The 11,934-nt window shown below is 65.6% G+C and carries 12 protein-coding genes; all 12 read left to right on the forward strand.

The window, feature by feature from the left end:
- Entirely contained in the window at positions 1-324 is a 324-nt protein-coding gene (locus AC1RR3_RS20390; RefSeq protein ID WP_492824898.1) for a Dabb family protein, read from the forward strand.
- Complete coding sequence (locus tag AC1RR3_RS20395; protein WP_492824899.1) at positions 321-1,400, forward strand: maleylacetate reductase; 1,080 nt, start codon at positions 321-323, stop codon at positions 1,398-1,400. The genes AC1RR3_RS20390 and AC1RR3_RS20395 overlap by 4 nt, the downstream gene beginning before the upstream one ends.
- Before the next feature lie 4 nt (positions 1,401-1,404).
- Positions 1,405-2,778 carry an amidohydrolase family protein gene (locus AC1RR3_RS20400; protein WP_492824900.1) on the forward strand — a complete coding sequence of 458 codons (1,374 nt, stop codon included), beginning with the start codon at positions 1,405-1,407 and terminating at the stop codon, positions 2,776-2,778.
- A 20-nt stretch (positions 2,779-2,798) separates the two neighbouring features.
- A complete protein-coding gene (locus AC1RR3_RS20405) occupies positions 2,799-3,701 on the forward strand; it encodes an NAD(P)-dependent oxidoreductase (protein ID WP_492824901.1) in 903 nt (300 codons plus the stop codon).
- Between the two features lie 7 nt (positions 3,702-3,708).
- Positions 3,709-4,593: an intradiol ring-cleavage dioxygenase gene (locus AC1RR3_RS20410; RefSeq protein WP_492824902.1), complete on the forward strand. Its 885-nt coding sequence runs from the start codon at positions 3,709-3,711 to the stop codon at positions 4,591-4,593.
- Between the two features lie 61 nt (positions 4,594-4,654).
- Positions 4,655-6,049, forward strand: coding sequence for an FAD-linked oxidase C-terminal domain-containing protein (locus AC1RR3_RS20415; protein WP_492824903.1), 1,395 nt, complete (start codon positions 4,655-4,657; stop codon positions 6,047-6,049).
- Between the two features lie 10 nt (positions 6,050-6,059).
- Positions 6,060-7,586, forward strand: a complete 1,527-nt coding sequence (locus tag AC1RR3_RS20420; protein WP_492824904.1) for a sugar ABC transporter ATP-binding protein — start codon at positions 6,060-6,062, stop codon at positions 7,584-7,586.
- Complete coding sequence (locus tag AC1RR3_RS20425; RefSeq protein WP_492824905.1) at positions 7,579-8,529, forward strand: ABC transporter permease; 951 nt, start codon at positions 7,579-7,581, stop codon at positions 8,527-8,529. Before AC1RR3_RS20420 ends, AC1RR3_RS20425 begins: the two co-directional genes overlap by 8 nt.
- On the forward strand, positions 8,526-9,503 hold the full coding sequence (locus AC1RR3_RS20430; RefSeq protein WP_492824906.1) for an ABC transporter permease: 978 nt from the start codon (positions 8,526-8,528) through the stop codon (positions 9,501-9,503). The genes AC1RR3_RS20425 and AC1RR3_RS20430 overlap by 4 nt, the downstream gene beginning before the upstream one ends.
- Positions 9,504-9,545: 42 nt before the next feature.
- Entirely contained in the window at positions 9,546-10,520 is a 975-nt protein-coding gene (locus tag AC1RR3_RS20435) for a sugar ABC transporter substrate-binding protein (protein ID WP_492824907.1), read from the forward strand.
- 74 nt (positions 10,521-10,594) lie between these two features.
- Complete coding sequence (locus AC1RR3_RS20440) at positions 10,595-10,882, forward strand: YciI family protein (protein ID WP_492824908.1); 288 nt, start codon at positions 10,595-10,597, stop codon at positions 10,880-10,882.
- Between the two features lie 101 nt (positions 10,883-10,983).
- Positions 10,984-11,838 carry an alpha/beta hydrolase gene (locus AC1RR3_RS20445; RefSeq protein ID WP_492824909.1) on the forward strand — a complete coding sequence of 285 codons (855 nt, stop codon included), beginning with the start codon at positions 10,984-10,986 and terminating at the stop codon, positions 11,836-11,838.
- The last annotated feature ends 96 nt before the right edge of the window (positions 11,839-11,934 follow it).

Raw genomic sequence — 11,934 nt, forward strand, 5'->3', positions numbered from 1 at the left:
ATGTCGGGCCCGATCAGGCACATCGTGATGTGGCGGCTGCGCGGGGAGACGCAGGAAGAGCGCTCCGCCGCCCGGCTCAAGGTCAAAGCCCTCTTCGAGGGCCTGCGCGGCCGGATCGACGGCCTCACCCATATCGAGGTCGGCGTCGATGTCAGTGCTGTCGACTACGCCTGTGACGTGGTCCTCTTCTCCGAATTCACCGACCACGCCGCGCTCGCGGCCTATGCCAATCACCCCGAACATTTGCGCGTCCGCGAGGCGCTGGGCGACTTGCGGATCGGACGCTTCCAGGTCGATTATCCCATCAAAGAGACCGGCGCATGATCGGTTCGTTTGCCTTTGAAAATCTGCCCTGCCGCGTCGTGTTCGGCAGCGGAACGTTGGCTAGCGCCAAGGCCGAGGTCGAGCGGCTCGGCGGCAAGCGCGCATTGGTGCTGACGACGCCGCAGCAGGAGGCGCAAGGCAAAAACCTCGGTGCCGCGCTCGGCCCGCTCTATGCCGGCATCTTTCCGGGCGCCACCATGCATACGCCGGTTGACGTTACCGAGCGGGCGCTCACGGCGATGAAGGCGTGCGAGGCCGATTGCGTCGTGTCGCTCGGCGGCGGATCGACGACGGGCCTTGGCAAGGCGCTGGCCCTGCGCACCGGAATCAACCAGCTCTGCATTCCCACCACCTACGCCGGCTCGGAGATGACGCCGATCGTCGGGCAGACCGAGAATGGCCTGAAGACCACGGTACGCGATGCCGCCGTGCTGCCGGAGACCGTGATCTACGATGTCGATCTCACCTTGACGCTGCCGGCAAGTCTCGCTGCAACATCGGGCATCAACGCGATCGCGCATGCGGTCGAGGCGCTTTACGCGCGCGACACCAATCCCGTGACCTCACTGATGGCAGAAGAAGGCATCCGCGCACTCGCACGCGCCCTGCCCGCCATTGCTGCCAACAGCGATGATCGCGACGCCCGCACCGAAGCGCTCTATGGCGCCTGGCTGTGCGGCGTCTGCCTCGGCACGGTCGGCATGGCGCTGCATCACAAGCTCTGCCACACGCTTGGCGGCACATTTGATCTGCCGCACGCCGAAACCCACACCATCGTGCTGCCGCATGCGCTGGCCTACAACGCGCCAGCCGTGCCCAAGGCCATGGCGCGGATTTCGCGCGCAATCGGCGTCGCCGATGCCTCGCAGGGACTTTTCGACCTCGCGAAGCGGCTGGGTGCGAAAGTCGCGCTGCGCGATATCGGCATGCCCGAGAGCGGCATCGACAAGGCCGCCGATCTCGCCGTCACCAACGCCTATTGGAACCCGCGGCCGCTCGAGCGCAATGCCATCCGCGACCTGATCGCGCGCGCCTGGGCCGGCGAGCCGCCTGTTCCCATCAAAGCGGCGGCTTAAGGCGATGCGGCGCACGCTGATCAAATCCGCCACTGTCATCAGCATGGATGATGCGATCGGCGACCTCAGCACCGGCGATGTGCTGGTTGAGGGCAGCCGCATCGTCGACGTGCGCCCATCGGTCGACCTCGGCAGCGGCGCGGCTGAGACGGAGATCGTCGATGCTACAGGCCGCATCGTCATCCCCGGCCTGATCAACGCGCATATGCACACTTGGCAGACGGGCTTGCGCGGCTATGCCGCGAACTGGACGCTGCTGGAATATTTCCGCCGCATGCATGCCGGGCTCGCGACCGTGTTCCGGCCCGACGATATCTACATCGCCACGCTGGTCGGCGCGCTGAACCAGATCAATTGCGGCACCACGACGCTGGTCGACTGGTGCCACAACAATCCGACCCCCGATCATACCGACGCCGCCGTGCGCGGCCTGATCGAGAGCGGCATCCGCGCCGCGTTCTTTCATGGTTCGCCAAAGCCGGAGCCGAAGCCGGGCGAGCCGCATTTCTCCGAGATTCCGCATCCGCGCCGCGAGATCGAGCGGCTGCTCGCCGGCCCTCTCGCCGACCGCGACGGCCTCGTCACGCTCGGGCTCGCCATCCTGGGTCCGCATTACTCGACGCTCGACGTCGCCATGCACGATTTCCGCCTGGCGCGCGAGCTCAAGCTGATCGCCTCGATGCACCAGGGCGGCGGGCCGGCCAAGACGCAAGGCGGCTGGGAGAAGCTGATCGAGGCTGGGCTCGTTGGCGCTGGAATCAACATCGTCCATGGCAACGATCTGCCTGATGATCTGCTCGACCGGATGGTCGATCTCGGCGTCTCGTTCTCGGTGACACCGGAGAACGAGATGATCCAGGGGCACGGCTTTCCAATCACCGGCCGCCTTCTGAAGCGCGGCGTGCGACCGACCATCGGCATCGATCTGGAATCCGTGCTGGCCGGCGATCTCCTCTCCGTCGCGCGCGTCGCGCTGTCGACGCAGCGGGCGCTGGACAACGCGGACTCGCGCAAGGCAAGCGGCAGCATTCCGGCGACCACCACGATCCCCGTGCGCGAGGCGCTACGCTGGATCACGACGGAAGGCGCGCGCATGCTCGGCCGCGAGGATCAGATCGGCTCGCTGACGCCCGGAAAACTCGCTGACCTCGTCGTCATCAGCGCTTCCGATCTCAACCTCGTCCCGGTGCACGACCCCGTCGCGACCGTCGTGATGCAAACGAGCCTCGCCAATATCGAGTCCGTGATGATCGGCGGCGCCTGGAAGAAACGGAACGGCCGGCTGCTGGTCGACGGGCTGGAGACGAAGAAGGAGTTGCTGGCGCAATCCGGCCGGCGGCTGGTGCAGGACATCGAACGACAGGGTCGCGCCGCCTGAGCGTCCCAAGGACAACAGCAATGACAGACACACCAAGGAATGTCGCTTTCATCGGGATCGGCAAGATGGGCCTGCCGATGTCGGTGCTCGTCGCCAAGGCCGGCCATGCCGTCACCGCGTTCGACCAGAGCGCGGCACGGATCAACGAGGCGCGCTCGCAAGGTATCGGCATCGCCGCCTCGCCGGCCGAAGCGGTTGCCGGACGGGCAGCAGTCGTCACGTCGTTGCCCGACGACACCGCCTTGCGCGCGGTGTTGCTCGGTCCCGCTGGCCTCATCGCCGCGATGGCGCCCGGAGCCGTCCTGATCGAGACCAGCACCGTCAGCGTCGAGGCCTCCACTGAAGTCGCAGCCGCCGCTCAGGCGCGCGGTATTGCCTATCTGCGCTCGCCGGTCTCCGGCAATGCCAGCATCGTTCATACCGGCGCCCTGACCTGCTTCGTCTCCGGACCGAAGGACGCCTTCGACAACGCAAGGCCGCTGTTCGCCGCCTTCACCCGCGCCCAGACCTATCTCGGGCCCGGCGAGGAAGCGCGCTACGCCAAGCTCGCGGTCAATCTGATGATCGCGGTGTCGGCGGCGATGATGGCGGAGAGCCTGGCGCTGGCGCGCAAGGGCGGCATCGCCTGGCAGGACATTTTGAAGGTGCTCGACGACAGTGCGGTGGCTTCGCCGATGGTGAAGTACAAGACCGCGCCGCTGCGAACGCGGGATTTCGAGTCCACCTTCTCCTGCAAGCAGATGGCCAAGGACCTCGATCTCATCCTCGGCGCGGGCCACGCCGTCGGCGTGCCGCTCCAACTCGCCGCACAGGTGCGCGAGACCTATGGCTCGCTGGTCGCGCAGGGCGACGGCGAGGCCGACTTCATCGCGACCGTCAAGCACCTGGAACGACTGTCCGGGCTTGGCGAACCGAAACTCTGAGGAACAGATGCGCAACTTCAACGAAAACACGATCACGGACGCGGTGCTGGAGCGGATTGCGGATGCCACCGATCCCCGGATCAAGCAAGTCAGCGAAGCGCTGGTGCGTCACCTGCACGCCTTCGTCCGTGAGATACGGCCGACCCAGAAGGAATGGGAATACGGCATCGATTTCCTGACCCGCACCGGCCACATGTGCGACGACAAGCGCCAGGAGTTCATCCTGCTGTCGGACACGCTCGGCGTCTCCATGCTGGTCGACGCCATCAACCATCCGGTGCCGGAAGGTGCGACCGAGACGACGGTGCTGGGACCGTTCTTCGTCCAGGCCGCGCCGGAAAAGGATAGCGGCGCCGATATCTCCGGCCCGATGGAAGGCGACCCGATGCTGGTGACCGGCTCGGTCTCGACCGTCGATGGAAAGCCGCTGGCGGGCGCCATCGTCGACGTCTGGCACTCCGACGACGACGGCTATTACGATGTGCAGCAGCTCGACGACATCGGCGATCTCGCGATGCGCGCGCGCTTCCACACCGACGCCCATGGCCGCTTCCATTTCTGGTCGATCAAGCCGGCGGCCTATCCGATCCCGCATGACGGCCCGGTCGGCGAGATGCTGGAGGTGCAGGGCCGCCATCCCTGGCGTCCGGCGCATGTGCATTTCATGATCTCAGCGCCCGGCTTCGAGCAGCTCGTCACCCACGTGTTCGTCGCCGGCGACAAATATCTCGACAGCGACGTGGTGTTCGGCGTCAAGGACAGCCTGATCCGCGAGTTCGTCCGCCACCCGGCCGGCCGTGCGCCGGATGGTCGCATGGTGGACGGCGAGTATTTTCATCTCAACTACGATTTCGGCCTGAAGCAGGTTGCGAGCAGCGCAAGAGCCGCCTAAGCCGAACCACAACGCTAACGGACCGGCAAGAGTCCGTCATCGGGGCAGACAGGGAGCAAGGATGGGACCGCGGGTCAGCACAACAGCTTTGGCCGATCGCCTCACGGGCATGATCGGTCCGCGCGCGAGCGTCGCGCGCGGCGTGCTCGATCAGCATGGCCAGAGCGAGTCGCATTATCAGAGCCTGCCGCCTGACATCGTCGTCTTCCCTGAAACCACGCAGGAAGTGATCGAGATCGTCAAGCTGTGCGCAAACGCGGGGATGCCGATCGTCCCGTTCGGCGCCGGCACTTCGCTCGAGGGCAATGCGGCCGCGGTCGCAGGCGGTGTCTGCTTCGACTTTGCGCGCATGAACAAGGTGCTGGCCGTGCACGACAGCGACATGGATGTCGTAGTGCAGCCCGGCATCACGCGAAAGCAGCTCAACGCCGAGCTGCGCGGCACCGGACTTTTCTTTCCGATCGATCCGGGCGCCGACGCCTCGATCGGCGGCATGACGTCGACGCGCGCCTCCGGCACAATGGCGGTGCGCTACGGCACCATGAAGGACAATGTCATGGCGCTGGAGGTGGTGCTGGCCGATGGTCGCGTGATCCGGACCGCCCGGCGCGCCCGCAAATCGGCCGCGGGCTACGACCTGACGCGCATGTTCGTCGGCGCCGAAGGCACGCTCGGCCTCATCACCGAGATCACGCTGAAGGTGCATCCCGTGCCGCAGGCGATCTCGGCCGCGGTCTGCAGCTTCGACACCCTGCACAGCGCCGTGGACACCGCGATCTCCGTGATCCAGTCCGCGATCCCCGTGGCGCGCATCGAACTCGTCGACGACGTCATGATGCGCGGCATCAATGCCTACGCCAAGCTCGGCTATCGCGAGGCCCCCACCCTGTTCTTCGAATTCCATGGTTCCGAGAGCTCCGTCGCCGAGCAGGCCGAGGCCGCGCAGGCGATCGCCGCCGACCATGGCGGTCATGGCTTTGCCTGGGCCAAAGCGCAGGAAGACCGCAGCCGGCTCTGGCACGCCCGCGACAACACGCTCTATGCCGGCCTCGGCCTGCGGCCCGGCGCGCGCGCCGTGATCACCGATGTCTGCGTGCCGATCTCGCGGCTGGCGGAATGCCTGACCGAGACGCGGCGCGACGCGGACGAACATGGCTTCACCGCGCCGATCGTCGGCCATGTCGGCGACGGCAATTTCCACATGCTGATCCTGATCGATCCGGCCAGGCCGGAAGAAGCCGAAGGCGCCAAGGCGCTTCAGGGCCGCATGGTCGCCCGCGCCATCGCCATGGACGGCACCTGCACCGGCGAGCACGGCATCGGCCTCGGCAAGATCGATTATCTCGCCGACGAGCTCGGCGAGGCCGTCGACGTGATGCGGTCGATCAAGACCGCGCTCGACCCCCACGGACTGATGAACCCGGGAAAGATCTTTGCGAGCGGAGCCAAAACATGAGTGAGATGGCATGAGCAACGCTGCATTGGCGATCGAGCCCGCTGCGCCCGTCCCGCTGCTGGAGCTGCGCGGCATCAGCAAGGAATTTCCCGGCGTCAAGGCGCTGGATGACGTGTCCTTTGCCGTCTTCCCCGGCGAAGTCCATATGCTCTTGGGCGAGAACGGCGCCGGCAAGTCGAGCCTGATGAAGGTGCTGTGCGGCGCCTATCGCGCCGATGCCGGCGAGTTCTACTACAAGGGCGACAAGGTTACGATCCATTCGACCGCGGATGCGCAGAAGCTCGGCATCGCTGTGATCTTCCAGGAATTCTCGCTGGTCCCCCATCTCGACATCGCCCAGAACATCTTCCTCGGCCGCGAGCCGAAGGGCCGCATCCCCGGCACCATCGACCGGCGCAAGATTTTGGCCGACGCGAGGCGGGTACTCGGCACGATCGGCTTCGACATCGATCCCTCCACCACCGTCGACAAGCTCGGCGTGGCCCAGCAGCAGATGGTCGAGATCGCCAAGGCGATCAGCCAGAACGCCCGCATCCTCGTCATGGACGAACCGACGGCAGCGCTGTCCGATCGCGAGACCGAGCTGCTGTTCGCGCTGATCGCACGGCTGAAAGCGGACGGCGTCTCCATCGTCTACATCTCGCACCGCATGGCCGAGGTGTTCGCGCTCGGCGACCGCATCACGGTGCTGCGCGACGGCCGCCGCATCGACGGCGTCCGCCCCGCCGACGTCACGCCGGACCAGCTCGTCCGCATGATGGTCGGCCGCACCGTCGACATGACCTATCCGCGCAATTTTGCCGACAAGCCCGGTGAGCTGCTGCTGGAGGTCAAGGGCTTGAGCTCGTCGACCGGGATCTCCGACATCAACATTGAGGTGCGCCGGGGCGAGATCGTCGGCCTGTGCGGCCTGGTCGGCTCCGGCCGCAGCGAAGTCGCCCGTGCCATCTTCGGCGCCGACCCCGTGACGTCAGGCCAGATCATCTTCGACGGCAAGAGCATGTCCGGCGAACCTGATCTCGCCGCCCGCCGCGGCATCGCGCTGATCCCGGAGAGCCGCAAGAGCGAGGGCCTCGCGCTGTTGCGGTCCGTGAGCGACAACCTCGTCGTGTCGGCACTGCGAAAGCTGTTTCCGAGCGGACTGTTCGACCAGCGTAGCGCGCAGCGGACCTCCGACGGCCTGATCCGGCAGCTCCGGATTGCGACGCCCAGCGCGCGCCAGACGGTCGGTCTGCTCTCGGGCGGCAACCAGCAGAAGGTCGTGATCGGCAAATGGCTGGCGGCCGGCTCAAAGCTGTTCATTTTCGACGAGCCGACGCGAGGCATCGACATCGGCGCCAAGTCCGAGATCTTTGCGCTGATCGACCGTCTCGTGGCCGAAGGCGCCGCGGCGCTGATGATCTCGTCCGAGCAGGTCGAGATCTGCCACGTCTGCGACCGCGCCTATGTGATGCGCGAGGGCCGCATCGCCGGGCACCTGACCCGCAACGAACTGACCGAGGAGAACATCGTGCGACTGGGGATGCATCATGCGTGAAGCCGCGGTCGTCTCGGAGCCCAATCCGCTGCAACGCATTCCCGGCGTTGCCATCGTGCTGGTGCTGCTGATCGCCTTGTTCAGCGCGATCGCGCCCGGCTTCCTGTTGGTCGCCAATCTCTCCAACGTACTGGTGCAGTCGACCATCCTCACCATGCTCGCGCTGCCGATGACGCTGATCATCATGACCGAGGGGCTGGACCTGTCGATGGGCGCGGTGCTGACGCTGACCTCGCTCTGCGTCGCCATCGTCTCGCTCGCGACCAAGTCGATGCTGCTGGGTCTCGGCGCCGGCCTGCTGGTCGGCACCGCTTTCGGCTTCGCCAACGGCTGGCTGGTCGCCATCGTCGGCATTCCGCCCTTCGTGGCGACGCTCGGCACGCTCGGCATGGCGCAGGGCCTGTCGCTGATCGTCAGCGACGGCCAGAGCGTGGTCGGCATCCCCCACAGCGTGCGCGACATCTATTCGGCGACACTTGTCAGCGTGCCCGTGCCGATCGTGATGGCGCTGGTGACTTACGCGGCGTTCCACGGCCTGCTCTATCACACCCGCTTCGGCACCTATATCTTCGCGCTCGGCGGCAACCGCGAGGCACTGCGCTATGCAGGCTTGTCGCCAAACAAGCTGCTGATTGCGGTCTATGCGATCGGCGGCGCCATGGCCGGCATCGCTGGCCTCCTGATGACCGCGCGGATGAATTCCGGCCACCCCACCGCCGGCCTCGGGCTTGAATTCGACGCCATCGCGGCCGTCGCGGTCGGCGGCACCTCGTTCGAACGCGGCAATGGCTGGCTGCTCGGCACCCTGCTCGGCGTGCTCTCGGTCGGCGTCTTGCGCAACGGGCTGAACCTGATCTCGCTGCCGTCCTCGGTGCAGGTCGCAAGCGTCGGCGTCCTCGTCATCGTCGCCCTGTTCCTCGATGGCCTCCGGAGCCGCGCATGACCGACATCACCAAAGAGACCGTGATGCCGCCTCGCTCGTTCATCTCGCAGGACGCGATCCAGGTATTCTATCGCCTGCTCGCCGCGCTGCTGATCTGCGCGGTACTCGCCGTGCTCAGCGATTCCTTCCTGAGCCTCGGCAACATCCTCAACGTTCTGAGACAAGCGAGCCTGACCTTCTTCATCGCCTCCGGCCTGACGCTGGTGGTGCTGACCGCTGGTCTTGATCTCTCCGTCGGCGCTAACGTCGCGCTGTCCGCCTGTATCGCCGGCACTGTGATCCACAAGACCGGCTCGCCCACGCTCGGCATCCTCGCAGGGCTCGCCTGTGGCGGCCTCGTCGGGCTGCTCAACGGCGTGATGGTCACAGCGCTGCGCATCCCCTCCTTCATCGCCACTTACGGCATGCTCTGGGTGTTGAACGGCCTCACCTATTGGTACATGGCGGGCGAAACCCTGCACGGCTTCCCCGCTGGCTTCCGCCAGATCGGCAGCGGCTATCTGTTCGGTCTTCCCATCCCGGTCTATCTGCTGCTGGTGTTCCTCGGGATCGGCACGCTGTTTGCGCAGCGGACGGTCTGGGGCCAGGAGATCTATGCGATCGGCGCCAATCCGGTCGCGGCCCGGCTCTCCGGCATTCCGGTCGCGCGGCGCCTGCTGCTGGTCTACGCGGTCTCAGGTACCATGGCGGGGCTTGCCTCGATCATCTTCCTGTCGCGACTCAATTCGGCCGAGGCCGACATCGGCGAAAGCCTGACCTTGCCCGCGATCGCGGCCGTGCTGATCGGCGGCACCTCGCTGTTCGGCGGCGTCGGCACCGTGTTCGGCACCTTCATCGGCGCGCTGATCCTAACGCTGGTGCTGAACGGCATGAACCTGCTTTCGGTCAGCGCCAACTGGCAGCCGCTGGTGACGGGCATCATCGTCATTCTCGCGGTCTGGCTCGACATGAAGACCCGCCGCCGCGCGCAATGAGTTCCTGGACGACCAACAATCAAAACGAGGGATGGAGGCAACATGAAACAGACACTGAGACATCTGGCACTACCGCTGCTGCTGGCGGCCGCATTCACCACGAAGGCGCATGCCGACGGCGAGACCATCGCCGTCTTCACCAAGAACCAGACGAATCCGTTCTTCCAGACGGTGCGGGTCGGTGCCGACAACATGGCGAAGGTGCTGAACGCCAAGACGCTGCAATACATCCCGACCAAGCCAGACTCGATCCCCGAGCAGCTCAGCCAGATCGAGGACGTCGTGGTGAAGAAGCCGAGCGCGATCGTGTTCACGCCTGTCGACTACAAGGCGATGGTGCCGGGGGTCGAGAAGATCAACGAAGCCAAGATCCCCGTCGTCAACATCACCGATCGCTCCGCCGGCGGCAAGTTCCTCTCCTTCGTCGGCGCCGACGATTACAGCCTTGGCCTCGAGACCGCGCGCTTCCTGCTCAAGACGCTGGGCGGCAAGGGCAACATCGTCATCATCGAGGGCGTCAAGGGCTCGCTGACCAATGTCGACCGCGTCCGCGGCTTCAACGACGCGCTGAAGGAGAATACGGGCGCCAAGCTCTTGGCCTCGCAGCCCGGCAATTATCAGCGGCTCCAGGCGCTCCAGGTGATGGAAAACCTGATGCAGTCGAATTCGCAGATCGACGGCGTGCTCGCCGCCAACGACGCCATGGCGGTCGGCGCGATCGAGGCGCTCGACGGCGCCAACCGCAAGGCTCAGGTGATCGGCATCAACGGCACCAAGGAGGCGATCGATGCGATCAAGTCCGGCAAGCTGCTCGCGAGCGGCGACTACAACGGATTTGCGCAAGGCTGCCTCGGCACCATGATGGCGATCCGCAGCTTGCGCAACCAGCCTGTTATCAACGAGATCGTGCTGAAGCCGACCGTCATCACCAAGGACAATTACCAGCCGTTCGACGTACCGCTGGAACAGCGGACCTGCCCGACCTTCGAGGACGCCAGCAAGCTCGGCGCCAAATAAGCCGGCCACCACGACAAGTCAGGACGGCCGCTGCGCGGCCGTCCCAAAAACTGAAGTAAGAGAACGGAGACATCATGCTGTTCGCCATCCATGCCCTCGACCGCGCCGGCGCGCTGCCGACCCGGCTCGCCAATTACGATGCCCACAAGGCCTTCCTCGGCGATACCTCGCGCTTCGGCGTCAAGATCGTGATGTCGGGGCCGCTCGTCTCAGACGATGGCGCGAGCATGATCGGCAGCCTGTTCCTGATCGAAGCGCCCGGCCGCGCCGAGGTCGAGGCCTTCAACCGTGCCGATCCGTTTGCCGCGGCCGGGATCTGGGAAAAAGTCACGATCACGGGGTTCCTGCGCCGCCAGGGTTGAGCGGTCGCGATCGATGTTCAATTCGAACGGGATTCGTGGCAGACAGGAGAAAGCGACGCCGATCCCAGCCATGCCAGGGCGTCCTACGCTCCGGAGACTCCATGGTAGACAGTTCGACACATCGGCCGCTCGATCCCCGTACCGATTGGGCTGCGCTTCCCCAGGAGGAACGCAACGCCGCCTATGACAACAACGGGGCCGTCAAGAACAGCGCGGCCCTGATCGCCGAGCGCAATGAAGCTTCCGGCCGGCTGCGGGGCACGCTGAAGTCCCATCTCGATCTGCCTTACGGCGAGCGCGCCAACAACAAGATCGACCTCTATCCGGCAGCTCAGCCCGATGCGCCCTGCCTGGTGTTCGTGCATGGCGGCTATTGGCAGCGCAACTCGCGCGAGCTGTTCGCCATGCTGGTCGAAGGCGTCGCGGCGCATGGCTGGTCGGTTGCCATTCCCGGCTATTCGCTGGCCCCGGAGGTGTCGCTCACCAACATCGTCGGCGAAATGCCCCGCGCGCTCGACTGGCTCGCCGCGCAAGGCGCATCCTATGGCGTGGCCGGGCCGGTCGTGCTGTCCGGCTGGTCCGCCGGCGCCCATCTCGTGGCGATGGCGCTGGACCATCCGCGCGTCCATGCTGGCCTCGCGCTATCGGGCGTCTACGATCTCGCACCGATCCGCGACACCGGCCTCAACAACGCGCTGAAGCTGACGGATGAGGAGATCGCCAGGCTCTCGCCGCTTCGCCTGCCCGTGACGCACAAGCGGCTCGACATCGCCTATGGCAGCAACGAGTTGCCCGCGCTGATCTGCGATTCGATCGACCTCCACGACAAGCGCATGGCGGCGAAGGCGTCCGGCAAGCTCATTCCGGTCGAAGGTGCCGACCATTTCACCATTCTCGAGGCGCTACGCCGACCCGACGGCATTCTGGTGGAAGCTGCCCGCCGGCTGCTGGACTAAAACCGCGAAAACAACCCCATGCACAGTAGAAACGCCCTTGTTTTCAAAGGCAAATTTTTGACGACATGTCGATGCCATCGTCGATGGCTTTGACAC

It is taken from the genome of Bradyrhizobium sp. GW821-FHT13H05, assembly GCF_058804065.1.

What these genes read in the sequence shown, in the direction of transcription:
- AC1RR3_RS20390 (WP_492824898.1), top strand. Translation starts at nt 1, where the DNA reads ATGTCGGGCCCGATCAGGCACATCGTGATGTGGCGGCTGCGCGGGGAG.
- AC1RR3_RS20395 (WP_492824899.1), top strand. Translation starts at nt 321, where the DNA reads ATGATCGGTTCGTTTGCCTTTGAAAATCTGCCCTGCCGCGTCGTGTTC.
- AC1RR3_RS20400 (WP_492824900.1), top strand. Translation starts at nt 1,405, where the DNA reads ATGCGGCGCACGCTGATCAAATCCGCCACTGTCATCAGCATGGATGAT.
- AC1RR3_RS20405 (WP_492824901.1), top strand. Translation starts at nt 2,799, where the DNA reads ATGACAGACACACCAAGGAATGTCGCTTTCATCGGGATCGGCAAGATG.
- AC1RR3_RS20410 (WP_492824902.1), top strand. Translation starts at nt 3,709, where the DNA reads ATGCGCAACTTCAACGAAAACACGATCACGGACGCGGTGCTGGAGCGG.
- AC1RR3_RS20415 (WP_492824903.1), top strand. Translation starts at nt 4,655, where the DNA reads ATGGGACCGCGGGTCAGCACAACAGCTTTGGCCGATCGCCTCACGGGC.
- AC1RR3_RS20420 (WP_492824904.1), top strand. Translation starts at nt 6,060, where the DNA reads ATGAGCAACGCTGCATTGGCGATCGAGCCCGCTGCGCCCGTCCCGCTG.
- AC1RR3_RS20425 (WP_492824905.1), top strand. Translation starts at nt 7,579, where the DNA reads ATGCGTGAAGCCGCGGTCGTCTCGGAGCCCAATCCGCTGCAACGCATT.
- AC1RR3_RS20430 (WP_492824906.1), top strand. Translation starts at nt 8,526, where the DNA reads ATGACCGACATCACCAAAGAGACCGTGATGCCGCCTCGCTCGTTCATC.
- AC1RR3_RS20435 (WP_492824907.1), top strand. Translation starts at nt 9,546, where the DNA reads ATGAAACAGACACTGAGACATCTGGCACTACCGCTGCTGCTGGCGGCC.
- AC1RR3_RS20440 (WP_492824908.1), top strand. Translation starts at nt 10,595, where the DNA reads ATGCTGTTCGCCATCCATGCCCTCGACCGCGCCGGCGCGCTGCCGACC.
- AC1RR3_RS20445 (WP_492824909.1), top strand. Translation starts at nt 10,984, where the DNA reads ATGGTAGACAGTTCGACACATCGGCCGCTCGATCCCCGTACCGATTGG.